This window comes from Pseudorhodobacter wandonensis (genome assembly GCF_001202035.1).
In the GTDB taxonomy this organism is placed as follows: Bacteria; Pseudomonadota; Alphaproteobacteria; order Rhodobacterales; family Rhodobacteraceae; genus Pseudorhodobacter; species Pseudorhodobacter wandonensis.
This window is the reverse complement of sequence record NZ_LGHT01000044.1, coordinates 139687-163584: the sequence shown is the minus strand read 5'-3', so window position 1 is coordinate 163584 and position 23898 is coordinate 139687. Positions and strand designations below refer to the sequence as shown.

The window sequence follows — 23898 nt, the reverse complement described above, 5'->3', positions numbered from 1 at the left end:
ACCGTTACCGCTAGCAAATCAGCCAGGGCACAAAACTGCAACGCCCATTTTCACCAATTAAGACGAGGCTTCCCATGACCCAATCAGACATCGGCCTTATCGGGCTTGGCACCATGGGTGCAATGCTGGCCCTGAATATCGCGGAAAAGGGCTTTCCCATCGCGGTTTGGAACCGCACCACCGAGGTAACGCATAAATTCGCGCAAACCGCAGGCGACCTTGCACCGAAAATCACGCCAACCGATACGCTGGCCGATCTGGTTGCCGCACTGAAAACGCCGCGCGCGATTATCCTGATGGTGCCGGCAGGCCAAGCGGTTGATGACCAGATCGCCGCCCTGACGCCCCTGCTTGACGATGGCGATATGATTATCGACGCAGGCAATGCCAATTTCCGCGATACCAACCGCCGCGCCGAAAATGCCGCCAAGGGCGGTCCGCGCTTCCTAGGTATCGGCGTGTCGGGTGGCGAAGAAGGCGCGCGTCATGGCCCCTCGATCATGGGTGGCGGCAAAACTGCAGATTGGATCCGCGTTTCGCATATCCTCGAGGCGATTTCCGCGAAATACCAAGGCACCCCCTGCGCCACCCTGATGGGCGAGGCAGGCGCCGGCCATTTCGTCAAAGCCGTTCACAACGGTATCGAATACGCCGATATGCAAATGATTGCCGAGGTTTACGGCATGTTGCGCGATGGCATGGGCTTTCATGCCCCTGATATTTCTGACGTGTTGGCCGGTTGGAACAAAGGGCCGCTACAATCCTATCTGATCGAGATTTCGGCAGCCGTCACCGCCGTTATAGACGACAAGACCAACGAGCCTATCGTCGATGTCATCCTTGATCGCGCCGGCCAAAAAGGCACAGGCCGCTGGACGGTGATCGAGGCGCAGCACCTGTCGGCGCCAATTCCGGTGATCGAGGCTGCCGTGATGGCCCGCAACACCTCGGCCCGGCTTGACGAACGCTGCAAAGGCGAGGCGCTGTTTGGCCCCGCCCCGCAGGCGCTGCCGCGTGGCACGCTGACCGTCGCAGAATTGGAACAGGCGATGATCGCAGGCAAAATCCTCTGCTATGCCCAAGGTTTTGCGCTTATCTCGGCCGCCTCGGCCGAATTCGGCTGGTCCCTGCCCCTGCCCGAAATCGCCAAGGTCTGGCGTGAGGGCTGTATCATCCGGTCATCCATGCTGAACGATATGGCAACCGCACTGGCCGAAGACCCAAGCCGCAACCTGATGCTGGCCCCGTTCTTTGCCGCGCATCTGGAAAAATCGCATAACGCCTTGCGCAAAGTGGTGGCCCATGCCGCGCTGAACGGTCTGCCCGTACCCGCCTTGGCCGCTGGCCTTGCGTGGTTTGATATCATGCGGACGGGCCGCTCTACTGCCAATATGATTCAGGCACAACGCGACTTTTTCGGCGCGCACGGGTTTGAACGTACCGACGGCGGGTCGGGCCACCACGGCCCATGGGCAATGCAAGGCTAAGGCGGCGCTGTGCTAACGTAGTGGTGCGCTTCTGCGCACCACCCGCACCGGTTTCCGCACTGCACGTCATCGGTTAATATTTGGTAAATTTTTTCGACATTTCATCTATTATCAACAGCTTACCGATCTGTCCGCGCGCGGTCACACTACTATCCCAACTCGGCCAGCCGCCGTTCCAGCCGCGCCATCAACAGCTCTACCTCGGCCACCCCCGCAGCCGAAAGCGCCGCCCCGGGCCGCCGTTGCGTGGCATGGGAAATCACGCCTCTTTTCATCAAAACATGCTTGCGAATGGCCAGCCCAAGGCCCGGCTGCTGCTCAAATCTTGCCAGCGGAAGGTAGGCATCAAACAAATCCCGCCCCCGATCCGGCGTGCCATTCAGATGGTTTTTCACCACCGAAACCATCATCTCGGGATAGGCAAACCCAGTCATCGCCCCATCCGCCCCGCGGGCCATTTCTTCGGGCAGGAAAACGCCGCCATTGCCACAAAGAATAGAAATTCGTCGGTTCAAAACGCCTTCTTTCCGCAAGGTGCCGATCTTTTCCAACCCCGGCCAGTCCTCATGTTTCAGGCAAACACAGGTCGGCAAATCCCGCACAATCCGCGCGATGACCAGCACCGACATCTGAACCCCCGTGACCAGAGGAAAATCCTGCACCACAAAGGGGGCATCCCGGATAAATTCCACAGCCTGATGATAATAACCGACGATCTGGTCATCGGTCCGCAGATGCCCCGGCGGCGCGATCATCACCCCTGCCGCCCCGCACTCCATCACCGATTTCGTCAGCCCCGCCATCTGGGCAAATCCGGGCGCCGAGACGCCCACAATCACCGGAACACGCCCCCCAACCCGTGCAATAATCCGCCGCACGAAGGCCGTGCTTTCCGCCTCGGTCAACTTGGGCGCCTCACCCATGATCCCCAGAACCGTCAGGCCCGTCGCCCCAGCATTCAGATAGAAATCCACCATCCGGTCGGTGCTTGCCATATCCACCGCGCCATCTGGCAAAAACGGTGTCACCGCGATCACATAAACGCCACTTGCGCCCTCATCCAACATCCGCATTCCCCTTTATTCCTGCCTAGATCGCCGCCAAATGCCGCGCAAACTCTGGCCGCGCCATTAACGCCTTGCAGCGGGCAAAACGCCCCTCGGCATAGGCGCGGAAATCCTCGGCCGGGTTGCCCTCGGCCAGCTGAATCAGACCCCATAATGTCCACAACAGATCGCACATCGCCTTGTAAATCACCATCCGGCCATGATCGGCCGCGCTGGGGGCTGCGCCAAAATAGGCCTGCAACAGCTCGGCATCCTGCGCCTCGGTAAAACCGCCCTCAACCGACAAATCGCCAAGATCCCACATCGGGTCATTCATGCCCGAATACTCCCAATCGACAATCCACATCTTTGCGCCCGTATCGAGAAAATTCTCACACAAAGGGTCGCAATGGCAAGGCGCAAGCGGCATTGGCCGGCGCGCCAAGGCGGTCCGCACACCTTCGGCCTCGGCCACAACGGCGTGATAGCCTTCGGGTAAGGCGATGTTCTTGGTCGCCAATAACCCAAGGTATTCGTCAATCATCGCAAACAGCTCAAACCGAAGCGGAAACACAGCGCCCGAGCGGTGCAGCCGCGCCAAGCTTACGCCCGCCCGTGCCACAGCACCGCTACGGCTGGCAAAACCTTGTGGCGTCATTGTCACTGCACCCGCGATAAACCGCGTCACCATCACCCCGCTGGCCGCATCGGCAAAGACGACCGCGGGGGCAATACCTGCCCTCTCTGCCTCAACTGCGGCCACCGCCTCATTCGCGCGGTCGATATAACTTTCAGTCCCTGTACCCGGCAGACGCAGGCATAAATCGGCCAAACGGTACACGCGGTTGGTCAACCCGCCCAAACGCTGTATCGGGCCAGTATAGCCTGAAAGTGCAGGAATAGAGCCGGTTATTGCGCGAACCTCTGCAGTCTCATCCATCGCCAACCTCCTTGCCGTTCTATCATTAGGCTTTCACAAACCGCAGGCTATGGCTATGATTTATGCAGCAGACAGGGGGCCAAAATGGCAGATTCCACGCATGGCGGCCATCTTGGCGCCGTTTACGCCGCAACTGCGCCAAATGAGGTGGCCGCCGCCTATGATAAATGGGCCGAAACCTATGAGGATGAAATGCGCAAGGCGGGGTATCGGCACCCCTCGGTCGCATTGGCCCTGCTTACCCGCCATTTGCCGCGCGGTGCCGGCCCCATATTGGACGCAGGCGCAGGCACCGGAATGGTTGGCGAATGGATGGGGATTGTCGGCTATCCGGTAGTAGAAGCGCTTGATATTTCATCCGGAATGCTGGCTGTCGCGGCGCGCAAGGGCGTGTATTCCCAACTGCACAATGTCGCGCTTGGCGGCGCATTGCCCTTTGCCGACAGGCAATATGCCGCAATTCTTTGTACTGGCGTCTTTACCACCGGTCATGTCGGTGCCGAAGCCTTGGCCGAACTGGTCCGCATAACCCAAACCGGCGGGATTATCGTAGCAACCGTAAAAGGCACAGTCTGGGAAGGCGGTTTTGCCGCTGAGATTGACCGCCTGACGCGCGCAGGCCTGCTGACCCTGATTGAAGAAACCGCGCCCTATATTTCCATGCCGGGCGAGGCTGCAACCTCACCCAGCCGTGCGATTGTTCTACGCCTTAACCCGTGAATTGCTAGGGTCAAACGGGGCCTCAAGGATGATTTCGGCAGGATAGCTTTGCGAGGCAACGACCAACGCATAACTGCCGGACGCAAGAAAATCGTCACTAACACCGCTGGAATTGCGCACATAGCCATAGCCAATCGACTTGCCGATCGAATAGCCATACCCGCCCGAGGTCAGATATCCCACGGCGACACCATCGCGCAAAATGGTTTCACGCCCAACCAAAACTGCCGAAGCGTCATCAAGCGTGAAACCGGCAAAGCGTTTGGTCAGCGGCCCCGCATTTGCCAAGGCCTGCGCACCAATAAACCCTGCGTTTTCCTTGCGCACGGCCCAGCCCAAACCTGCCTCATGCGGCGTATCATTCGGCGTGATATCCGACGACCACGCACGATAGCCCTTTTCTAACCGCAGGCTTTCAAGGCAGCGATAGCCGACAGGGCGCAAGCCGTGCCCTGCCGCCATCAGCTCATCATAAACTTCGCCAATCGCAGAGATCGGCACATGCAATTCCCAGCCCAATTCACCGACATAGGTAAGCCGCAAGGCCCTGACCTGTGCGCCCGCGATTGCAATGTCTTGCACCGTTCCAAAAGGAAACGCCATGTTAGAGACATTTTGTTGGGTCACTGCGGCCAGAACATCCCGCGCATTTGGCCCCATAAGGGACAGCGTTCCATAGGCCTCGGTCACATCGGTCAGGGTGCAGCCTGCGGCGGGCAAGTGGCTTGCGATCCACGCATAATCATGTGTACGAAACCCTGTGCCGGTGACGATATAAAACCGATCCTCGGCCAGTCGCGCCACCGTCAGATCCGCCTCTATCCCGCCGCGCGTATTTAGCAGCTGGGTATATGTCACGCGCCCAACTGGCCGACCCACATGCCCGGCACAAATATGCGCCAAGGCGTCGGCGGCGGCTGGGCCTGACAGCTCATATTTCGCGAAAGAGCTTTGGTCGAAAAGGCCCGCGTGGGTGCGCACATGGGCGTGCTCGGCCCCGACCGCCTCAAACCAGTTTTGCCGCCCCATGCTATAAATATCGCGCGGCTCCACACCCTGGGGTGCAAACCAATTCGGCCTTTCCCACCCGAGTTTAGAGCCAAACACCGCCCTTTTGGCCTTTAGTCGGTCATATAAAGGCGACACAATCCGCGGGCGGCCACTGGTGTATTCCTCATGCGGAAAACCGATGGTGTAGTGCTTGCCATAAGCCTCTAGCGTGCGGTCGCAAACCCATTGCCGGTCGCGGTGCATATCAGAAAACCGCAGAATATCGACGGCCCACAGGTCCAGCGGCGCCTCGCCCGTCATTGCCCATTCGGCCAGCACCCAACCGGCACCACCGCCCGAAGCAATACCAAAGGCATTGAACCCCGCGCCGACATACATGTTTTCACACTCCATCGCGCGGCCAAGAATGAAATTGCCATCTGGGGTAAAGCTTTCAGATCCGTTGATCATCTGCTTTAGGCCTGCCGTTGCCAGCGCCGGAACACGCAACATCGCCTGCTCCATATGCTGTTCAAAATGGTCGAAATCATCACCAAACAGGCCAAATTCCCAATCATTCGGCACATCGCCAGTAACCCATGGCTGAGGGTTCGGCTCATACCCGCCCATCACAAGGCCGCCGACCTCTTCCTTGAAATAGGTGCGCCGGTCCGGGTCGCGCAGCGTGGGGGCATCGAGCGACAGGCCCGCAATCGGGTCGGTGATAATGTATTGGTGCTTCACAGGCTGCAACGGCACATTAATACCTGCCATCGCGCCAACTTGCCGCGCCCATTGACCGGCGCAATTTATCACCTTTTCCGCAAGAATAGTGCCTTTATTGGTGTGAACGCCTGTGATCCGCGCGCCCTCCATGGCAAAGCCGGTTACCTGCACACCCTCAAAGATCTTGGCCCCGTGCATGCGCGCGCCTTTGGCCAGAGATTGGGTGATATCGGACGGGCTCGCCTGCCCATCTGTCGGCAGCCAACTGGCGCCAACCAGATCGGAAACCTCCATCAAGGGCCACATCCGCTTTACCTCATCGGCCGAGATCAGGTGCATTTCCATGCCAAAACTGCCCGCTGTGGTCGCCAGCCGTTTATATTCTGTCCAGCGATCCTGGTTCGTGGCAAGCCGCAAACAACCGGTCATTTTCCAACCGGTTTCCAGACCCGTCTCGTCCTTCAGCCGTTTGTACAAATCTACCGAATATTTCAAAACCTTGGTGATCGAGGCCGAGGACCGCAGCTGCCCAACCAAGCCCGCCGCATGCCATGTAGAGCCCGATGTCAGCTTGCCCTGCTCCAGCAGCACCACATCGGCGCCGTGATCTTTGGCCAGATGATAGGCCGTCGAACAGCCGATAATACCGCCACCAATAACAACAACTTGGGCATGAGAGGGCACGGTCATGGCAATAGCTTTCCGTAAAGGGCCTGATAGGCGTCAATTTGCGCCACAAGCCTAGATTGGTTTTCACTGAGATAGGCCGCGTAATCGACACCCGGCGCGGACAGATGCAGGTCCGAGACCATCGCCCACATGGTTTCACGCAACAGCGCGGCAACTTTCATCGCCTCAAACGCCCGCAAAAGTGGTGGTTCGGCAGGCGTTTCAAAATAGGTATTTAGCAATGTCAGAGCCTGTTTTTGCGTCATACCAGCGTTCGAGGCTGCATTCGCCAAGTCAAACAGCGGAGTCGAGAAGCCCGCATATTCATAGTCGATCAACCAAAGCCGCGCGCCATCATCCAGTATATTCGCAGGCAACAAGTCATTATGCGAAAAGATGATCGGCAGAGGTACTTGAACAGTCTCTAATACAGCAGAAAGCGCGGTAAATTCTGGCAGGAAGCGGCTGTAAACCGACCCGTTCAAGGTGCGCGCATAATCGCGGATCACATGAAACACCCAAAACAGCGATGCCTCGCCCGAAACAACCAATGGCATTTTCTGGTGGAAGCTTCGCAAAAAAATCGCAATACGCGCTGGGTTTTGCGCTACGTCCTTGGCATCCCAAGTTCGCGCCTGCACAAATTCGGTCACCATCACCCCCGGCGTGGTATATTCCACGGCAGGCGCGAAACTGCAGGCATGGGCAGCGCGTGAAACCATCGCCTCGCGCGCACGGTTGACGTGGTGGAACGGGTAGTCAACTCCAAAACGCAGAACATGCGGCCCCACCGCATCAGTCACTTTCCAAATTTCATTCGACAAGCCACCCGCAAGCGGCTCGGCGGTCACATCCCCCTGCCAGCACGGCAGCGCCAGAATCCGGTCAAGTGCCATCGCCGCCGCCCCCCAAACCTAACCCTGCCCGCGCGCGCGCAGCTGCCGCCCCGATCAAGCGATCAGCAATAATAGCGATGAAAGCCACGGCCAAACCGGCCACCAATCCGCGCCCGGAATCGGCCTTGGTCAACGCGATATACACCTCTTGCCCCAAGTCACGGGTACCAACCAACGCGGTGATGACAAGCATCGACAAGGCAAACATGATGGTTTGGTTTAACCCCAGCATGATCTCGGGCAGCGCCAGCCGCAGCTTTATCCGGGTCAAAATCTGCAAGTTCGTGCAGCCCATTGCCCGCCCCGCCTCTATCAGGCGCGGGTCCACCCCTTGCAGGCCAAGCGCCGTATAGCGGATAGCAGGCGCAATCGCATAGGCCACCACAGCAAGCATCGCCGTAAAATCGCCCACGCGAAACAGCATCACAGCGGGCATCAGATAGACAAAGGACGGCAGGGTTTGCAGCGTATCAATCGCCAGCCGTACCCAACGCCACAGGCTGTCGCGCTCGGCCGCCAAGACACCAATCGGCAGCCCGATCAGCATCGCAACGGCTACCGATAGCCCACACAGATAGACGGTTGTCATCGCCTTATCCCAAAGGCCGGTTGATGCGATCAGCACCACCAATACCATGACTAACATGGCCAAACGCATACCCTGTAACCGCCAACCGAGCAAACCCAGCAGCGCTGCGACCCCAGCCCACGGCAGACCGATCAGGAACCGCTTGAACGGGATCAGCACGTTCAGCAACAGCGCATTTTTCACCGCCTCGAGAGTGTCAAAATAGTTAACGTTAATCCATTCAACCACGCGGCTCCAAAAGGCACCGGTCGAAAGTTGCCAAGCCTCGGGATAGGTTTGCAGCTGTGGCATAATCGCGGCTGACAGTCCTGCCAGCCCGATCGTCACAAACGCAGCCAAAACATAGGCATTGCGCGCAACAATCGAAACAGGCCGTTCCTGTGCCATCGCCTGCGAAATACGGTCCAACGCAATCGCAAGGGCAACAATGGCGAAACCGGCCTCGAGCCCGGCGCCGAAATCAAGCCGTCGCAAGGCCGCCAGCACGTCAAACCCAAGGCCCCCTGCCCCGATCATCGAGGCAATAATCACCATGTTCAGCGACAACATGATCACCTGATTCACCCCCACCATCAGCCCCGCTTTGGCCGAAGGCATCATCACGCGCCACGTCAATTGCCGGCGCGAGCATCCGACCATCTGGCCAAGATCGCGCAGATCCTGCGGCACGCGCTGCAGCGAAAGCTGCGTGATCCGCGTCATCGGCGGCATGGCATAGATGACCGTGGCGATCACGGCGGCCACAGGGCCAAAGCCGAACAGGATTAGAATAGGCACTAAATAGGCGAAAACGGGGATGGTTTGCATTAAATCCAGCACCGGTGTGATGGTCCGCGCAAACCATGGCCAACGATAGGCCGCGAGGCCCAATGCCACCCCGCCAACCACACCAATCGGCACCGCGATCAGTATCGAAGCAAGCGTAATCATCGCACTCGTCCATTGTCCGAACACTGCCACGAACAAAAAGCAGGCGCCCGCAAGCAACGCCAGCCGCATACCGCCGAAGCGATGCCCGATCAGTGCCACCAAGATCACAACCGCCAGCCACGACAACGGCGGAACCTCGGCCGTGCCCGCCGACAACAGGTTCATCGCAAAGCGGTAGGGAACATCGACCACTGCCGAAATCCAGCGCGTTAATTCCTGAAAGGTAAACAGACCAAAGCTTGCGTCATTCAACAGCCATTTGGTAAAGGCCGAAATCCATTTTGCAGCAGGCATCACCAATGCCTTGGGCCAGTCGAACGCCCAGGGCATATAGGGTTGCGCCAGCGCGGCAAACGCCCAGAACCCGCCAAGAACAGCCGCCCAAACCGCTGCCCGCATCGCCCTAGCCCCCCAACATCAGGGCAACAACATCATCACGCTGCAAATGCCCAAGGGTTTCGCCTTGCGCACCGACCACGCGCAATACGGTTTCGGCCAAAAACAACGGCGCAGCCTCGGCAATCTTGGCCGTGGCGGCAATCGTTGCCGCAGGCTCTTCGGCGCCTGCGGGTCGCATCACGCTTGCCACGCGCACGACTTTGGCGCGCGGCACGGCACGGGTAAATTCGGCGACATAATCGGTCGCAGGGTTCAAAACGATGTCTTCTGGTGTGCCCTGCTGCACCACAGCGCCATCTTTCATGATGGCGATTTTGTCGGCCAGACGGATTGCCTCATCAAAATCATGGGTAATAAACACGATCGTCTTTTTCAGCACCGATTGCAGGCGCATGAATTCGTCCTGCATTTCGCGCCTGATTAACGGATCCAGTGCCGAAAACGGCTCATCCAGAAACCACAGCTCGGGGTCGGCGGCCAATGAGCGGGCAATGCCAACCCGTTGTTGCTGCCCACCCGAAAGCTGCCGAGGCAGCGCAGTTTCACGACCGTCAAGACCGACAAGCGCGATCATCTTGCGCGCGGTTTCTTCACGGGCCGCACGGGCAACGCCTTGGACCTCTAATGGAAATGCCACATTTTGCAGCACCGACATATGCGGCAACAGCGCGAAATGCTGAAACACCATCCCCATTTTATGCCGCCGCAACTGCCGCATTTCATCTTCGGATGCTGCCAACAGGTTTTGCCCGTGAAACCAGATTTCGCCCGAGGTTGGCTCTATCAACCGTGACAAACATCGCACCAATGTCGACTTTCCAGACCCTGACAGCCCCATGATGACGAAAATTTCGCCCTCATTCACCGCCAGATCTACAGATCGCACCGCCGCCACATGGCCACGCGCCGCAAATTGGCTGGCCTTGGCTTCAGGCCCAAGATCGCGCAAAACGCCAGCACCATTCGGGCCAAAGATCTTCCACACATCGCGGCAAAGTAGTTTTGGCGCAGGGTCAGTCACACACACCTCCGGCAAAAGGAGGCTGCCACCCATGAGGGGATCGTGGGCAGCAGCCAGAGGAACGACGCGGCCAGATCAGTTGATCCAGCCAGACCAGCGCGCCTCATTCTTTTCCATCCAGTCAGCGACGACCGCCTCTACAGTTTTACCGTTCAGATCGACTTCGGTAATCATTGCCCCCATTTCGGCATTATCAATGGTAAATGCCTTGATCGCCTTTTCGGCACCCGGCCATTTATCGGCAAGACCCGCCCAGCCGACCTTCCAAATCTCGCCAAACGGCTTGCCGCAATCATAGGCCATATCGGGGTTTATGCCCCAAGCTGGGTCGCTGTAACATTCGGGCGTATATTCGGGAAAGGCGACCCAATCGCCTTCAAACTTGGCAGGCGCCCAATGCGGTGCATAAATCCACAACATGATCGGCGCTTTGCGCTGTACGGCAGACTCCAGCTCGGCAAAAAGGGCGGCATCGGTGCCTGCGTGGATTACCTCAAAAGGCAGGTCTAGTGCCTCGATCCGTTCCTCATCAAACCCGCCCCATGTAACGGGGCCACCCAAGTACCGGCCTTTGGGCGCGGTTTCGGCGGTAGCGAACGCCTCGGCGCAGGCAGGCTCTTTCAATGCCTCCCAATTCGGCAAGCCGGGGCATTTTTCAACCATATAGGACGGATACCACCATTCCTCTTTGGCCTTCATCCCTGTTGGCCCAAGGTTCACAACCTTACCTGTGGCCGTCGCCGCATCCATCGCCTCGCGGCCTGTGGTTTCCCACATTTCCATGGCAACATGCAGATCGCCCGTCTCTAACCCGGCAAATTGTGCCAAATAATCGGCTTGAACATATTCGACGTTATAGCCGGCCTTTTGCAGGATCGAGCCCATCAATTCGGTGGTAATCAACTGGCCGGTCCAATCATGCAGCGTAAGCTTGATCGGATCGGTGCTTTCCTGGGCCAAGGCCGCCCCCGCCGTAAGCGCGATGACCGAAACGCCAAGCCGCATCATGTGATTGATCTTCATTCCACCCCCCCAATTGAATTTGCTGAATCACAACAAGTAACGCGCGAGTTCGGGTTTGAGTCAAATGTATTTTGTGGCTTTATGTGTATTTTGTGACTGGTTATGCCCGAAACTCTGTAATATTGCCTAAATAACGGTCACCTCCCCAAGGCCCACTATGCTGTCAAAACGCCATACCGAAATACTGAAAATTCTGGATGAAAAAGGCACCGTGACAATCTCGGCGCTGGCCAAGGCGATGGATGTCAGTCTGGAAACCATTCGCCGTGACGTGCGCCCGCTGGTGGATGGCGGTGCGGTTTTGCGGATGCACGGGGCGATCAGCCTGTCATCACAGGCCGGAGAGGCACCGTTTCGCCGTCGAATGCGCGAAAATGCCGCCGCCAAGCAGGCCATTGCCGCCGCCGCAGCCGCAACAATACGCCACGGCGACGCAGTGATGATGGACACGGGTACAACGACCAGCTTTTTGGCGCGCGCCCTGACTGGACATAAGCAACTGACAATCATTACCAATTCAACAGATGTCGCACGTACCTTGGCGATGGGTGACGGCAACCGCGTGTTTTTGGCAGGCGGCCAGATTATTGGTGACAGCGGTGCCGTGCTGGGTGCGCAAGCTGTACGCTTTGTAAACGGGTTTTCCGCCGCGCATGCCTTTATTTCGGCCGGGGCTGTCGATGGCAATGAGGTGATGGACTATGAAGAATCCGAGGTAGAGTTTGCCCGTGCCCTGCTGTCACGGGCCGACCAGCGTGTGTTGATTACCGATGCCAGCAAATTCGGGCGGCGCGGGCTGGTGACGGTATGCGAATTTGACGGGCTGGATGCGCTGATTACCGATGCAAAGGTCTCTGCTGAAATCATGGGCGGGTTGCGGCAGGCAGGGGTAAAGCTGACGGTCGCAAGCGGCTCTAATCCGGCTGAAACCCACCAATAAGCTGCCGCAAGCCAAACGTTGCCCCCAGCGCAATCGCGGCCAGCGTGACCGGCCCCGACCACGCAAGCGTGGCAAAACCTGAAACCCCTTGGCCGACCGAACAGCCCAGCGCCACCACGCCACCCACGCCCATCATCGCCGCACCCGACACTTGCCGCCCCAACTCGCGCGGGTCTTCGCAGGCCTCCCAGCGGAACAGGCCACGCCAGAGCGAGCCTGCAAACGCACCAACCAACACCCCGCAGACCGTACCAACCGAGAATGAAATACCACCGGCGGTTGATGTCATCAGCCAGATTAATGTGCGCCCCAAAGGCGCGGTAAAGGACAGCCCTTCAACCTGCACCGCGTCAAAACTGGCATTCGCCAGCCAGCTTGTCGCCGCAAACGACCATACGACCGCAAGCCCCGCCGCCACCCCCCAGACCAACTGCCGCGGTGACTGGCGCAAACCCTTATGTGCCAAGGCCCAAGCCAGAAACCCCAAGGCAATCACCCCGGCTGTCAACAGCGGCGACAGGCCGGTCAAAGCCTGAACAGCAAAGGCGATACCCTGTGGCCCAGTCGAATCGGCTTGCGAAAACAAGGCAATCCGCAAAGGCGCAAGCGGCCCCGACAGCGCGACAAAGGCAAAAACCCCCATCACGACCACAACCACAAGCGACCGCAAATCACCGCCGCCAAAGCGGACCAAAGCGCCAAAGCCGCAATTTCCGGCCATCGCCATACCATAGCCAAACAGCAACCCGCCAACGATCGAGGCCATCGGGTCCCAAGCGATCTGATGGTAAAAACTGGCGCCGATATTGATAAACCCAAGGCTGTCACCCAGATAGGTGCCAAAAATCGCGACGCCCAGCACGACACCCCACAACCGCAACCGCCGCTGATCATCACCATATAGCGCCGACTCAAGCGCGCCGAGCGTGCAAAAATCGCCCAAACGCGCCGAAAGACCTAACACAACGCCCGCCAACAGCCCCGCCAGTGCGGCCCAGACGCCAAAGGGTAGGTTTTCCATTGTCAGCCCCTTTTCTTGCGGTTTTTAACTCGGGTCACAAAACAGATCATAAATTAGGGCGACCGCACGCAAGACCTTGGGGTCTTGTAATGAATAAAAGATTGTCTTGCCATCGCGCCGCGCCGAAACCAGCCCTTCGAGCCGCAAACGCGCCAGTTGCTGGCTGACTGCAGCCTGACGAGAGGCTAGCAGGTTTTCCAACTCGGTCACGCTTTTTGGGCCCGACGACAGGTGGCATAAGATCATCAACCTGCCTTCATGTGCCAAAGCCTTTAGGAAATTGGCAGCCTCTTCAGCGTTTTCCAACATCTTTTCGGGCGGAATGGCGGCGCAGGATGCACCGGTCAAGAAGGGGTCTGGTCTGCTTGTGTCAGGCGGCATTCCCTGAACTCTCCTTCGGCTTTGTTCGCTTATGGCACATAGACCTGCCTATCCGCAAAAGCAAAACGCTTAGCTGGCCTTTAAGGCGTGATTCCGGCGTTTTTCAGCATCACCCCCAGCATCCCGTAAAAGAAATCCTCGCCGGGATAGCCTTCTATCCGTTCCAGCTCTTGATTGTTTTGAACCAGGATAAAGGTTGGCGTAAACACGGCTTTGCGGCCAAAGCTGATGCCCTCGGGCAATGGGTCGCGCAGCTGGATGCGTTTCAGTGGCGCAGCCCGGCCTTCGGCGGTTTTGTGATAGGCATCGCCCACCTCATCATCCCAGCGCGCGCAATAGATACAGCCGGGTTGTTCAACCATATAAAGCGTTGCCCCCTGGGCTGCAGCCATGACATGGGCCGCCAGAAAAAAGCCAAGCGCAAGGGCGCATTGACGAAACAGCGTGCGGATAGCTTTGACGATGACGCGCATGATTGACGACCTGACAAAATATATTCACATTGTAATATGAATCAGTGTTAACGCAAGTGCCTTGAAAGCTTGCGCTTGCGACGGTCGCCGGGGGGCTTCACGCCCCCCGGACCCCCCGTGAGGTATTTTTGCCAAGATGAATGAAGGCGCGGTATATGTTTGAGATCAGCTATGGGGGGGCGGCGCTGGCGGGGCTGCTAAGCTTTTTATCGCCCTGCATTTTGCCGATGGTGCCGTTTTACCTGTCTTATATGGCAGGGATTTCGATGCAGGAGTTGCGAAGTGACGGAGGGATAGCGCCCGGTGCGCAAAAGCGGCTTGTCGGGTCGGCGATTGCCTTTGCTTTGGGTGTGACCTCAATCTTTGTGCTGTTGGGGTTGGGCGCGACAGCATTGGGGCAGGCGTTTATCCAGTGGAAAGACCAGCTTTCCTATGTCGCCGCTGCGGTATTGTTGGTGTTTGGGTTGCATTTTCTGGGCATTGTAAAGGTGCCGTTTTTATACCGCGAAGCGCGGCTGGATGCCAAAACCGAGCCTTCGAGCCTTATTGGTGCCTATGTGATGGGGCTGGCCTTTGGCTTTGGCTGGACGCCTTGTGTCGGGCCCGCCTTGGCTGCGATTTTGATGGTCGCCAGCGGGATGGGCGATTTGTGGCAAGGCGGGTCGTTGTTGCTGGTTTACGGCCTGTCGATGACCCTGCCCTTTGTCATTGCAGCGCTATTTGCCAAGCCTTTCTTGGCCTGGGTCGGGCGCAACCGCAAATACCTTGGCTATGTTGAAAAGATCATGGGCGCGATGCTGATTGTCTTTGCCATTCTGATCGCGACGAATTCTGTCAATTACATTGCCGACTTTATGATCCGGAATTTTGATTGGTCAGGCACGCTGAAATAACCGCATAACGAGGAGGCTCTGATGGCCCGTATTTTTGCTACTATTGCGACCCTAATCGCCCTTGCCCTGCCCGTTTCGGCCACTGAGCTGGGCGATGATGGTTTGCATAAGCCCACTTGGTTGCGCGACACCTTCAAAGACTTGCGCGAAGACCTGCATGAGGCGAATGCCGAGGGCAAGCGTTTGCTTGTGATTTGGGAGCAGCGCGGCTGCATTTATTGCACCAAAATGCATGAGGAAGTGTTTCCCGACCCGAAAATCGATGCGCTGATCCGTGACAATTATTTCGTCGTGCAGATGAACCTGTTTGGCGATGTCGAAGTCACCGATTTTGACGGCACCGCCCTGCCCGAAAAGGAAATGGCGCAGCGCTGGGGCGTGGTGTTCACCCCCACAATGATGTTTTTCCCCGAAGAGGTTGAGGATGGCAAAACGGCCCAGCAAGCCGCCATTGTTTCGATGCCGGGTGCATTTGGGAAAGGGACAACTGCCGCGCTTTTGACTTGGATCAAGGACAAGGAATATCTGACGGGCGAGCATTTCCAGAAATATCTTGCCCGCACCATGGCAGACCAAGGTTAAAGGAAAAGCATCTATCGAAGACCCCTCCGCCCCCCATTCCTGGCACAATTCTGAATGTTAACCGCGCGATAGCGCTAAAAACCAGCAATATATGCAATAATTGAAATATCATTATTGCATAGTGTGGGATGCTTGGTCTATCCTCGGATTCGGAGGAAACAGGGAGGTTTTCGAATGACGCGCCAAATTTTTATTGGCATGGCTATTTCTGCGCTTGGCGCAACGGTTGCCATGGCAGAGATTGCACCGGAAAACGTAGAATTTACGGACGGCGCAATTGCACAATCACTTTCCGGCACCGCAGGCAATGCGGAAGACGGCAAAAAGGTTTTCTCAACGGCCGGTTTGGGGAATTGCGTTGCCTGCCATGCGGCGGAAATCAGCAAGGATATTCCGTTCCCCGGCACTGTTGGCCCCGCGCTTGATGGCGCTGCCGATCGTTGGACGCCCGAGCAATTGCGCGGCATCGTTGCCAACGCGAAAATGATGTTCGATGGCACCGTAATGCCCTCGTTCTACAAGACATCCGGCTATATCCGCCCAGGCGATGCCTACACAGGCAAAGCAGGCACAGAGCCGCTGCCACCGATTTTGAGTGCCCAGCAAATCGAGGACGTTGTCGCCTATTTGCAGACGTTCAAAGAATAAACCCGTGACACCCCTGTCCGGCATGTCCGGACGCGATTGAGGAGTGAAGGAATGATCCTTTCAAGAAGAGAAGCCCTTGTGCTTGCTTTGGGAAGCGTGGCTGCAGCTGCCATCCCGATGTCTGCTTTGGCAAGCGTAGATGACGCTGTTGCTGCCTTTACCGGTGGTGCTGCTGTAACCGATGGCGCCGGCGTTACGCTGACCGCACCAGAGATCGCTGAAAACGGCAACACTGTTCCAATTTCCGTTGATGCGCCCGGTGCGTCGTCAATTTTGGTTTTGGCAGCAGGCAACCCGACACCCGCAGTTGTGACCTTTAACTTTGGCGAATTGGCAGGCGCACATGCGGCCTCGACCCGTATTCGCCTGTCCAAGACGCAAAACGTGATCGCCATCGCCAAATTGGCAGACGGCACCTTCGTTCGCACCTCTTCGGAAGTAAAAGTCACCATCGGCGGCTGCGGCGGCTGAGTTAGGGAGAGAAAAACATGGCAAACGATGTAAAACCCCGCGTAAAAGTGCCAAAGTCAGCCAAGGCTGGCGAGGCAGTTGTTGTGAAAACGCTGATCAGCCACCCGATGGAATCCGGCCAGCGCAAGGACAAAGACGGCGCGTTGATCCCGCGGTCGATCATCAACCGTTTCACCTGCGATTTTAACGGCAAGAACGTAATCGACGTGACGCTGGAACCGGCAATCTCGACCAACCCGTACATCGAATTCGAGGCGATGATCGGTGAAGCGGGCGAGTTCAAATTCACTTGGTATGATGACGATGGCTCTGTCTATGAAGACAGCAAGCCAATCGCGATCAGCTGATTTCCGTAGCAACATATAGGGAGGAAACAATATGACGCCGCGGACAATCAAGACGGCACTGGCCGCTACCGCAGTACTTGGCTTTGCCTTTGCAGGCATGGCCAACGCCGAGGCCGCCGATGATACGCTTGTCATCGATGGCACCGAAATCGTGACGCGCGCTCCGGCATCGGCCCATCTCGATGGCGCCCTGCCCGAGCTGTATTCCGGTTGGCATTTCCGGGATGCAGACACCCGCGCGATGGAGGCCGATGATTTCGACAATCCGGGCATGATCTATGTCGATCGTGGCTTGGATTCCTGGAACACTGTTGATGGCACCGAGGGCAAATCTTGCGCTTCGTGCCACGAGGGCCCCGAAAGCATGAAGGGACTGCGCGCAGTGACCCCGCGTGTGGATGCCAAAACCGGCAAGCTGATGAATATCGAGGCCTATATCAACGACTGCCGCACCACCCGCATGGGTGCCGAGGCATGGGGTGATAAAGCCGAGGCTATGACCGATGTTATGGCGCTGATCTCGGTACAATCGCGTGGCGAGATTATGAATGTCGCCACGGATGGTGCCGCCGCCCCTTTCTATGAGAAGGGCAAAGAGATGTATTACACCCGTTATGGCCAACTGGAACTGTCTTGCGCCAACTGCCATGAGCAAAACTACGGCAACTACATCCGCTCGGACCATTTGTCCCAAGGTCAGACCAACGGCTTTCCGGTTTACCGCCTGAAAGACACCAAGCTGACCACCGCGCAAGGCCGCTTTGTTGGCTGCGTGCGCGATACCCGTGCCGAAACCTTCAAAATCGGCTCGGATGAATTTAACGCGTTGGAACTCTACGTCGCCTCGCGTGGCAATGGTTTGGCGGTCGAAGGCGTTTCGGTCCGCAACTAACCCTTTACGGGCGCCCCAAAGGCGGGCGCCCGCATTCGTTTGGAAATTTTTGAAATTCTGTCTTCGGCCTTTCACACCCCGTTCGGGTGACCGGGAAAGGCATGTCTTGAAAGGAACGCATCATGATCTCGCGGCGCGAGTTTTTACAGGCCTCGGTGGCCGCATCGGCGCTGTACGGCGCGTCTGGCGTTGGCAATTGGGCGCGTCTGGCCGCCCAGCAAGTGCTGACCCAAGATCAGCTGTTGCAGTTTGATACGTTCGGCAACATCACATTGGTGCATATCACCGACATCCACGCCCAGCTAAAACCGATCTGGTTTCGTGAACCCGAAATCAACATCGGCGTGGGCGATGTGAAAGGCGTGCCGCCGCATGTGACCGGTATGGACTTCATCAAGATGTTCAACCTGAAACCGGGTAGCCCTGAAGCTTATGCCCTGACCTATGAGGATTTCACCTCGCTCGGCAAAGCCTATGGCAAAATGGGTGGCATGGACCGCGTGGCAACCGTAGTCAAATCCATCCGCGCCGACCGCCCCGAGGCGATTATTCTGGATGGTGGTGACACGTGGCACGGCTCGATGACCAGCCTTTTGACCAAGGGTCAGGATATGGTCAACGTGATGAACCAGCTTGGCGTTGAGGCGATGACCTCGCATTGGGAATGGACCTTTGGCACCGAGCGTGTGAAAGAGATCGTCGAAGGCCTGCCCTTCCCGTTCCTCGGCCAGAATATCTTTGATAAAGAATGGGATGAACCCGCCTTTGACCCCTATACATGGTTCGAACGCGGCGGCAGCAAAATCGCCGTTATCGGTCAGGCTTTCCCTTATATGCCCATCGCCAACCCCGGCTGGATGTTCCCCGAGTATTCATTCGGTATCCGCGATGAACGAATGCAGGAAATGGTCGATGAGGTGCGCGCCGAAGGGGCTGATCTGGTCGTTGTTCTATCGCATAACGGCTTTGACGTGGATCGCAAGATGGCCAGCCGCGTTACCGGCATCGACGTTATCCTGACCGGCCACACCCATGACGCCATCCCCGAGCCCGTTCTGGTGGGCGAAACCATCCTGATCGCGTCGGGCAGCCACGGCAAATATGTCAGCCGCGTGGATCTGGACGTGCGCGATGGCAAGATGATGGGCTTTCGCCACAAACTGATCCCGATCTTTGCAGACGTGATCACCCCCGATGCCGAAATGGCCGACCTGATCGACGCCGAACGCGCGCCGTACAAAGACCAGCTAGAAGAAGTCATCGGCACCACCGACAGCCTGCTGTACCGCCGAGGCAACTTTAACGGTACGTGGGATGATCTGATCTGCGATGCCATGCTATCGGAACGTGACGCCGAAATCGTCATGTCGCCGGGCGTGCGCTGGGGGGCGTCTGTGATGCCGGGCGATAACATCACCCGCGAAGACATCTACAACGCCACCTCGATGACCTATCCCAACTGCTACCGCACCGAAATGACAGGCGAGTTTCTGAACGTCATCCTAGAGGACGTGGCCGATAACCTGTTTAACACCGACCCCTATTACCAGCAAGGCGGCGACATGGTGCGGGTGGGTGGCATGGGCTATGCCATCGACGTTTCCAAACCCATCGGTGAACGCATTTCCAACATGACCCACCTGAAAACGGGTGAGGCGATTGATCCTGCCCGCACCTATACCGTGGCCGGCTGGGCGTCAGTGAATGAAGGCACCGAAGGCCCGCCGATCTGGGATGTGGTCGAGGCGCATATTCGCAAAATCGGCACCGTTAAACTTGAACCCAACACCTCGGTCACCGTCACCGGGGCCTAAACCCAACCGCTTTAGAAAGGTTTCGTCATGTCAGACAAACCCACAACTGGCGCAACACGGCGCGGCTTTTTGGCAGGCAGCACGGCGCTTGTCGCCAGTGCAGCCGCCGCGCGCGCCCAAACCGCCGACCCGCTTATCACCGAAGTCCAAGATTGGGCCTCGGGCTGGGGTGCCGGTGTCGATGAAACACCTTACGGCCTGCCAATCCGGTTTGAATCAGATGTCATTCGCCGCAACGTGTCATGGCTAACGGCTGATCCGATTTCCTCGATCAACTTTACACCTATTCACGCGCTGGATGGCACCATCACCCCCGCCGGCTGCGCATTTGAACGCCACCACTCGGGCGCGATTGAGCTGTCGAAACAAGACTACCGCCTGATGATCAACGGTTTGGTTGATCAGGAATTGGTCTTTACCTACGCCGATCTGGAGCGCTTTCCGCGTGTGACGCGCACGTTCTTTTTGGAATGTGCGGCCAATACCGGCATGGAATGGGCAGGCGCGCAACTGAACGGCGCACAATATACCCATGGCATGATCCATAACATGGAATACACCGGCATCACCCTGCGTACCCTGCTGGATGAGGCCGGCATCAAACCCGAGGGCAAATGGCTCTATGTCGAAGGGGCCGATGCCTCGTCGAACGGGCGGTCTATTCCGATGGAAAAGGCGCTGGATGATTGCATGATCGCGTTCAAAGCCAATGGCGAGGCGCTGCGCATGGAACACGGCTATCCTGTCCGCCTTGTCGTGCCGGGGTGGGAGGGCAACCTCTGGGTCAAATGGTTGCGCCGGATTGAAGTAACCGATGCGCCGGTCGAAAGCCGCGAAGAAACCTCGAAATACACCGACACCATGGAAGACGGCACCAGCCGCAAGTTCACTTGGGTCATGGATGCCAAATCGATTGTCACCGCGCCCAGCCCGCAGATGCCGATCACCCATGGTCACGGCCCGCTGGTCATTACCGGCCTTGCATGGTCCGGCCGCGGCCCGATCACGGGCGTTGATGTGTCACTGGATGGTGGCAAAAACTGGAAACCGGCACGGCTTGCCGCCCCCGGCCAGCCGATGGCGCTGACGCGGTTCTATCTCGACCACAACTGGCAGGGCGAAGAAATGCTGCTGCAATCACGCGCCACCGACAGCACCGGATATGTGCAACCGACCAAGGCCGCCTTGCGTGCCGTACGTGGCGAAAACTCGGTCTATCATAACAACTGTATCCAAACCTGGTGGGTCAAACCAAACGGCGAGGCTGAAAATGTCGAAGTTTCTTAATCTAACCCTAGCCGCCACATTACTGGCAACGCCTGCTCTGGCGGAAAAGCTTGGCCTCGGCCGCCCCGCCCTGCCCGAGGAAGTCGCTGCATGGAACCATGACGTGCGCCCCGATGGCGTGGGCTTGCCCGTGGGGTCAGGCGATGCGATCGACGGCGAGGAAATCTTTGCCGAAAAATGCGCATCCTGCCACGGTGACTTTGCCGAAGGTATCGGCAACTGGCCCAAACTGGCGGGCGGCATGGGAACGCTGAACCGCAAAGATCCGCTGAAAACCGTCGGCAGCTATTGGCCGCATGTGTCCACCCTATGGGATTACGTCAACCGCTCGATGCCCTTTGGCAACGCCCAGACCCTTGCGCCGGATGAGGTATACGCGATCACCGCCTATATCCTCTATTCCAATGATTTGATTGAGGATGATTACGTTCTGTCGAATGAAAATCTGGCCGAATTCAAATTGCCAAACGCAGATGGTTTCTTCCTCGATAACCGGGCTGAAACCGAATACGCCCAGTTTTCCGCACCCGCCTGTATGGAAAACTGCAAAGACGATGTGAAAATCACCATGCACGCGACGGTGCTGGATGTAACCCCCGGCGACCCGACAGATGGTTCGGCTGCGCCTGCGGGCGCGTCGGGCGAAGGTGGCACTGCCGCACCCGCAGCCGAACCAGCGGCCGCGCCTACAGCAGAACCCGCCGCCGCGCCTGAAACCAAAGCCGAGGCGCCCGCAGCCGAACCTGCCGTTGAACTGGCCGCAGCAGACCCTGCTTTGATTGCAGCCGGCGAAAAGGTGTTCAAGAAATGCAAGGCCTGCCACAAGGTCGGTGAAGGTGCCAAAAACGCCGTTGGCCCCGCGCTGAACGGCATCGTCGGCCACGCAGCCGGTGCGGCAGACGGGTTCAAATACTCGTCCGATATGGCCGAGGCGGCGGCAGGTGGCTTGGTTTGGGACAGTGCAAACCTGCATGCTTTCCTTGAAAAGCCAAAGTCGCTGATCGCAAAAACCAAGATGTCCTTTGCCGGTTTGAAATCGGCCGAAGACCGCGATGCCGTGATCGCCTATCTTTCAACCTTCGCGCAATAGATGGGCAGGGGGGCATATCTCCTCGGCACACTTGCCGCAGCGCTTTCTACCGGCGCTGCGGCCCAAACCCTTGGCGACCCGGCCTATGGCGAATACCTGTCGGGCGAATGCACGACCTGCCACCTTGCGGCCGGCACAAGCAATGGCATCCCGGCTATCACCCATTGGCCGGCCGCCGATTTCGTGGCAGCCTTGCAGGGCTATAAATCCAAAACGCGGCCCAACCCTATCATGCAAATGATCGCTGGCCGCCTGTCGGATGACGAAATAGCGGCCCTCGCCGCCTATTACGAAAGCATTGAAAACTGAACCAGAACGGAGAGAAGACACGATGACATTTAACAGACGCCTGTTTCTCGCCTCGCTGACAGCCACACTCGCCGCCCCGATGGTAAAGGCCCAAACCCGACCCCGCGTTATCATTATCGGCGGCGGTGCAGGCGGGGCCACTGCCGCCCGCTATCTGGCCAAAGATAGCAAAGGCGCGCTGGATGTCGTGCTGGTTGAACCCTCACAGACCTATTACACCTGCTTCTTTTCCAACCTCTATCTTGGCGGCTTTCGCAGCTTTGAAAGCCTTGGCCATAGCTATGACAAACTTGCCGCCGCCTATGGCATCAACATTGTGCATGACCTTGCAACCGGCGTGGACCGCGCAGCCAAAACCGTCACACTCGCCTCTGGCAATACCCTTCCCTATGACAAGCTGGTGCTGTCGCCGGGCATTGATTTCATTGACGGCTCAGTCGCGGGCTGGTCCTTGGCCGCGCAAGACGCCATGCCCCACGCCTATAAAGGCGGCACGCAACAGCCCTTGCAGGCCCAGATCGCGGCGATGCGCCCCGGTGGCACCTTTGCCATGGTCGCACCACCCAACCCCTATCGCTGCCCCCCCGGCCCCTATGAACGCGCGTCGATGGTCGCCACCTATCTGCAAGCCAACAACCCGACAGCGAAAATCCTGATCCTCGACCCCAAGGACAAATTCTCGAAACAGGCGCTGTTTGAAGAAGGCTGGAACAAACACTACCCCGGGATGATCACCCGCATCGGCCCCGATATGGGCGGCAGCGCGATTGAGGTGCGCCCCGATACGATGGAGGTTGTTGTCGATGGCGAAGCCGAAAAAGTTGATGTCTGCAACGTCATCCCCGCCCAGCGCGCGGGTGATATTGCCAGCATTGCAGGCGTAACCGAAAACAACTGGGCGCCCGTACATGCTGACAGCATGCTGTCCAGACTGGACGAAAACATCTATGTCCTCGGCGATGCCACGAACCAGGGGGATATGCCGAAATCCGGATTCTCGGCCAATTCTCAGGCCAAAGTCGCAGCCAACCACATTCGCGGCGCACTGACAGGGTCACCTGTATTCCCGGCGAAATACGCCAACACCTGCTGGTCACTGATCGCGGCCGATGACGGCGTCAAGGTCGGTGCCAGCTATGCGCCCACACCCGAAAAAATCGCAAGTGTAGACACGTTTATCAGCCAAACCGGCGAAGACGCCGCCCTACGCAAAGCAACCTATAACGAAAGCCTCGGCTGGTACACGGGCATCACCACCGACATGTTTGGCTAACCAATAAGGGCGGGCCGCACCCGATCGGCCCGCCAACCCAA

At 57.8% G+C, this 23898-nt stretch carries 24 protein-coding genes; 14 read left to right on the top strand and 10 right to left on the bottom strand.

Annotated elements, in window-relative coordinates; all coding sequences use genetic code 11:
- Nucleotides 1-74: 74 nt before the first annotated feature.
- Nucleotides 75-1487 (top strand): NADP-dependent phosphogluconate dehydrogenase, encoded by a 1413-nt coding sequence (gndA, locus tag AKU79_RS15790; protein WP_050524532.1) that lies wholly within the window; start codon nucleotides 75-77, stop codon nucleotides 1485-1487.
- A gap of 149 nt (nucleotides 1488-1636) precedes the next feature.
- Here gndA and AKU79_RS15785 read toward each other — a convergent pair whose 3' ends face one another.
- Together AKU79_RS15785 and AKU79_RS15780 are read right to left on the bottom strand one after the other, a co-directional pair.
- Nucleotides 1637-2554: a dihydrodipicolinate synthase family protein gene (locus tag AKU79_RS15785; RefSeq protein WP_231580208.1), complete on the bottom strand. Its 918-nt coding sequence runs from the start codon at nucleotides 2552-2554 to the stop codon at nucleotides 1637-1639.
- A gap of 22 nt (nucleotides 2555-2576) precedes the next feature.
- The gene (locus tag AKU79_RS15780; RefSeq protein WP_050524530.1) at nucleotides 2577-3473 is read right to left on the bottom strand and encodes a phosphotransferase family protein; all 897 of its coding nucleotides are present in this window, start codon (nucleotides 3471-3473) and stop codon (nucleotides 2577-2579) included.
- Nucleotides 3474-3557: 84 nt separating this feature from the next.
- Here AKU79_RS15780 and AKU79_RS15775 point away from each other — a divergent pair, with 84 nt between their 5' ends.
- Nucleotides 3558-4193 carry a class I SAM-dependent DNA methyltransferase gene (locus AKU79_RS15775; protein WP_050524529.1) on the top strand — a complete coding sequence of 212 codons (636 nt, stop codon included), beginning with the start codon at nucleotides 3558-3560 and terminating at the stop codon, nucleotides 4191-4193.
- Here AKU79_RS15775 and AKU79_RS15770 read toward each other — a convergent pair.
- From AKU79_RS15770 to AKU79_RS15750, 5 genes are read right to left on the bottom strand one after another with little or no spacing between them, the layout of a single operon-like run.
- Complete coding sequence (locus tag AKU79_RS15770) at nucleotides 4176-6599, bottom strand: GcvT family protein (RefSeq protein ID WP_050524528.1); 2424 nt, start codon at nucleotides 6597-6599, stop codon at nucleotides 4176-4178. The genes AKU79_RS15775 and AKU79_RS15770 overlap by 18 nt on opposite strands.
- Nucleotides 6596-7474, bottom strand: coding sequence for a choline kinase family protein (locus AKU79_RS15765; RefSeq protein WP_050524527.1), 879 nt, complete (start codon nucleotides 7472-7474; stop codon nucleotides 6596-6598). Before AKU79_RS15765 ends, AKU79_RS15770 begins: the two co-directional genes overlap by 4 nt.
- Entirely contained in the window at nucleotides 7464-9392 is a 1929-nt protein-coding gene (locus tag AKU79_RS15760; protein ID WP_050524526.1) for an ABC transporter permease, read from the bottom strand. The genes AKU79_RS15765 and AKU79_RS15760 overlap by 11 nt, the downstream gene beginning before the upstream one ends.
- A gap of 4 nt (nucleotides 9393-9396) precedes the next feature.
- Nucleotides 9397-10446, bottom strand: coding sequence for a quaternary amine ABC transporter ATP-binding protein (locus AKU79_RS15755; protein WP_050524525.1), 1050 nt, complete (start codon nucleotides 10444-10446; stop codon nucleotides 9397-9399).
- A 42-nt stretch (nucleotides 10447-10488) separates the two neighbouring features.
- The gene (locus AKU79_RS15750) at nucleotides 10489-11436 is read right to left on the bottom strand and encodes an ABC transporter substrate-binding protein (RefSeq protein WP_050524524.1); all 948 of its coding nucleotides are present in this window, start codon (nucleotides 11434-11436) and stop codon (nucleotides 10489-10491) included.
- A gap of 157 nt (nucleotides 11437-11593) precedes the next feature.
- Here AKU79_RS15750 and AKU79_RS15745 point away from each other — a divergent pair, with 157 nt between their 5' ends.
- The gene (locus AKU79_RS15745; protein ID WP_050524523.1) at nucleotides 11594-12376 is read left to right on the top strand and encodes a DeoR/GlpR family DNA-binding transcription regulator; all 783 of its coding nucleotides are present in this window, start codon (nucleotides 11594-11596) and stop codon (nucleotides 12374-12376) included.
- Here AKU79_RS15745 and AKU79_RS15740 read toward each other — a convergent pair.
- The 3 genes from AKU79_RS15740 to AKU79_RS15730 all read right to left on the bottom strand — a co-directional run bounded on the left by AKU79_RS15740 (nucleotide 12351) and on the right by AKU79_RS15730 (nucleotide 14251).
- Entirely contained in the window at nucleotides 12351-13397 is a 1047-nt protein-coding gene (locus AKU79_RS15740) for a YeeE/YedE family protein (protein WP_050524522.1), read from the bottom strand. The genes AKU79_RS15745 and AKU79_RS15740 overlap by 26 nt on opposite strands.
- A 24-nt stretch (nucleotides 13398-13421) precedes the next feature.
- The gene (locus AKU79_RS15735) at nucleotides 13422-13778 is read right to left on the bottom strand and encodes an ArsR/SmtB family transcription factor (RefSeq protein ID WP_050524521.1); all 357 of its coding nucleotides are present in this window, start codon (nucleotides 13776-13778) and stop codon (nucleotides 13422-13424) included.
- Nucleotides 13779-13858: 80 nt separating this feature from the next.
- Nucleotides 13859-14251: a thioredoxin domain-containing protein gene (locus AKU79_RS15730; protein WP_050524520.1), complete on the bottom strand. Its 393-nt coding sequence runs from the start codon at nucleotides 14249-14251 to the stop codon at nucleotides 13859-13861.
- A 155-nt stretch (nucleotides 14252-14406) separates the two neighbouring features.
- Here AKU79_RS15730 and AKU79_RS15725 point away from each other — a divergent pair, with 155 nt between their 5' ends.
- From AKU79_RS15725 to AKU79_RS15675, 11 genes are all read left to right on the top strand, one after another.
- On the top strand, nucleotides 14407-15144 hold the full coding sequence (locus AKU79_RS15725) for a cytochrome c biogenesis CcdA family protein (RefSeq protein ID WP_050524850.1): 738 nt from the start codon (nucleotides 14407-14409) through the stop codon (nucleotides 15142-15144).
- Between the two features lie 21 nt (nucleotides 15145-15165).
- Nucleotides 15166-15726, top strand: coding sequence for a thioredoxin family protein (locus AKU79_RS15720; RefSeq protein ID WP_050524519.1), 561 nt, complete (start codon nucleotides 15166-15168; stop codon nucleotides 15724-15726).
- A gap of 174 nt (nucleotides 15727-15900) precedes the next feature.
- Nucleotides 15901-16374: a sulfur oxidation c-type cytochrome SoxX gene (gene soxX, locus AKU79_RS15715; RefSeq protein WP_082224076.1), complete on the top strand. Its 474-nt coding sequence runs from the start codon at nucleotides 15901-15903 to the stop codon at nucleotides 16372-16374.
- A 51-nt stretch (nucleotides 16375-16425) separates the two neighbouring features.
- Nucleotides 16426-16845, top strand: coding sequence for a thiosulfate oxidation carrier protein SoxY (soxY, locus tag AKU79_RS15710; protein ID WP_050524518.1), 420 nt, complete (start codon nucleotides 16426-16428; stop codon nucleotides 16843-16845).
- Nucleotides 16846-16862: 17 nt separating this feature from the next.
- Nucleotides 16863-17192, top strand: a complete 330-nt coding sequence (gene soxZ / locus AKU79_RS15705) for a thiosulfate oxidation carrier complex protein SoxZ (protein ID WP_050524517.1) — start codon at nucleotides 16863-16865, stop codon at nucleotides 17190-17192.
- A 31-nt stretch (nucleotides 17193-17223) separates the two neighbouring features.
- The gene (gene soxA / locus AKU79_RS15700; RefSeq protein ID WP_050524516.1) at nucleotides 17224-18084 is read left to right on the top strand and encodes a sulfur oxidation c-type cytochrome SoxA; all 861 of its coding nucleotides are present in this window, start codon (nucleotides 17224-17226) and stop codon (nucleotides 18082-18084) included.
- 122 nt (nucleotides 18085-18206) lie between these two features.
- Nucleotides 18207-19898 carry a thiosulfohydrolase SoxB gene (gene soxB, locus AKU79_RS15695; RefSeq protein WP_050524515.1) on the top strand — a complete coding sequence of 564 codons (1692 nt, stop codon included), beginning with the start codon at nucleotides 18207-18209 and terminating at the stop codon, nucleotides 19896-19898.
- Between the two features lie 27 nt (nucleotides 19899-19925).
- Complete coding sequence (gene soxC, locus AKU79_RS15690) at nucleotides 19926-21185, top strand: sulfite dehydrogenase (RefSeq protein ID WP_050524514.1); 1260 nt, start codon at nucleotides 19926-19928, stop codon at nucleotides 21183-21185.
- Nucleotides 21169-22275, top strand: coding sequence for a c-type cytochrome (locus AKU79_RS15685; RefSeq protein ID WP_050524513.1), 1107 nt, complete (start codon nucleotides 21169-21171; stop codon nucleotides 22273-22275). Before soxC ends, AKU79_RS15685 begins: the two co-directional genes overlap by 17 nt.
- Nucleotides 22276-22584: a c-type cytochrome gene (locus AKU79_RS15680; protein ID WP_050524512.1), complete on the top strand. Its 309-nt coding sequence runs from the start codon at nucleotides 22276-22278 to the stop codon at nucleotides 22582-22584.
- A gap of 22 nt (nucleotides 22585-22606) precedes the next feature.
- Nucleotides 22607-23857 carry an NAD(P)/FAD-dependent oxidoreductase gene (locus AKU79_RS15675; RefSeq protein ID WP_050524511.1) on the top strand — a complete coding sequence of 417 codons (1251 nt, stop codon included), beginning with the start codon at nucleotides 22607-22609 and terminating at the stop codon, nucleotides 23855-23857.
- The last annotated feature ends 41 nt before the right edge of the window (nucleotides 23858-23898 follow it).

What these genes read in the sequence shown, in the direction of transcription:
- AKU79_RS15740 (WP_050524522.1), bottom strand. Translation starts at nt 13,397, where the DNA reads ATGGAAAACCTACCCTTTGGCGTCTGGGCCGCACTGGCGGGGCTGTTG.
- AKU79_RS15675 (WP_050524511.1), top strand. Translation starts at nt 22,607, where the DNA reads ATGACATTTAACAGACGCCTGTTTCTCGCCTCGCTGACAGCCACACTC.
- soxX (WP_082224076.1), top strand. Translation starts at nt 15,901, where the DNA reads ATGACGCGCCAAATTTTTATTGGCATGGCTATTTCTGCGCTTGGCGCA.
- soxY (WP_050524518.1), top strand. Translation starts at nt 16,426, where the DNA reads ATGATCCTTTCAAGAAGAGAAGCCCTTGTGCTTGCTTTGGGAAGCGTG.
- AKU79_RS15770 (WP_050524528.1), bottom strand. Translation starts at nt 6,599, where the DNA reads ATGACCGTGCCCTCTCATGCCCAAGTTGTTGTTATTGGTGGCGGTATT.
- AKU79_RS15765 (WP_050524527.1), bottom strand. Translation starts at nt 7,474, where the DNA reads ATGGCACTTGACCGGATTCTGGCGCTGCCGTGCTGGCAGGGGGATGTG.
- AKU79_RS15735 (WP_050524521.1), bottom strand. Translation starts at nt 13,778, where the DNA reads ATGCCGCCTGACACAAGCAGACCAGACCCCTTCTTGACCGGTGCATCC.
- AKU79_RS15750 (WP_050524524.1), bottom strand. Translation starts at nt 11,436, where the DNA reads ATGAAGATCAATCACATGATGCGGCTTGGCGTTTCGGTCATCGCGCTT.
- AKU79_RS15685 (WP_050524513.1), top strand. Translation starts at nt 21,169, where the DNA reads ATGTCGAAGTTTCTTAATCTAACCCTAGCCGCCACATTACTGGCAACG.
- AKU79_RS15725 (WP_050524850.1), top strand. Translation starts at nt 14,407, where the DNA reads ATGTTTGAGATCAGCTATGGGGGGGCGGCGCTGGCGGGGCTGCTAAGC.
- AKU79_RS15785 (WP_231580208.1), bottom strand. Translation starts at nt 2,554, where the DNA reads ATGTTGGATGAGGGCGCAAGTGGCGTTTATGTGATCGCGGTGACACCG.
- soxC (WP_050524514.1), top strand. Translation starts at nt 19,926, where the DNA reads ATGTCAGACAAACCCACAACTGGCGCAACACGGCGCGGCTTTTTGGCA.
- AKU79_RS15730 (WP_050524520.1), bottom strand. Translation starts at nt 14,251, where the DNA reads ATGCGCGTCATCGTCAAAGCTATCCGCACGCTGTTTCGTCAATGCGCC.
- AKU79_RS15720 (WP_050524519.1), top strand. Translation starts at nt 15,166, where the DNA reads ATGGCCCGTATTTTTGCTACTATTGCGACCCTAATCGCCCTTGCCCTG.
- gndA (WP_050524532.1), top strand. Translation starts at nt 75, where the DNA reads ATGACCCAATCAGACATCGGCCTTATCGGGCTTGGCACCATGGGTGCA.
- AKU79_RS15775 (WP_050524529.1), top strand. Translation starts at nt 3,558, where the DNA reads ATGGCAGATTCCACGCATGGCGGCCATCTTGGCGCCGTTTACGCCGCA.
- AKU79_RS15760 (WP_050524526.1), bottom strand. Translation starts at nt 9,392, where the DNA reads ATGCGGGCAGCGGTTTGGGCGGCTGTTCTTGGCGGGTTCTGGGCGTTT.
- AKU79_RS15780 (WP_050524530.1), bottom strand. Translation starts at nt 3,473, where the DNA reads ATGGATGAGACTGCAGAGGTTCGCGCAATAACCGGCTCTATTCCTGCA.
- soxA (WP_050524516.1), top strand. Translation starts at nt 17,224, where the DNA reads ATGACGCCGCGGACAATCAAGACGGCACTGGCCGCTACCGCAGTACTT.
- AKU79_RS15680 (WP_050524512.1), top strand. Translation starts at nt 22,276, where the DNA reads ATGGGCAGGGGGGCATATCTCCTCGGCACACTTGCCGCAGCGCTTTCT.
- soxB (WP_050524515.1), top strand. Translation starts at nt 18,207, where the DNA reads ATGATCTCGCGGCGCGAGTTTTTACAGGCCTCGGTGGCCGCATCGGCG.
- soxZ (WP_050524517.1), top strand. Translation starts at nt 16,863, where the DNA reads ATGGCAAACGATGTAAAACCCCGCGTAAAAGTGCCAAAGTCAGCCAAG.
- AKU79_RS15755 (WP_050524525.1), bottom strand. Translation starts at nt 10,446, where the DNA reads ATGGGTGGCAGCCTCCTTTTGCCGGAGGTGTGTGTGACTGACCCTGCG.
- AKU79_RS15745 (WP_050524523.1), top strand. Translation starts at nt 11,594, where the DNA reads ATGCTGTCAAAACGCCATACCGAAATACTGAAAATTCTGGATGAAAAA.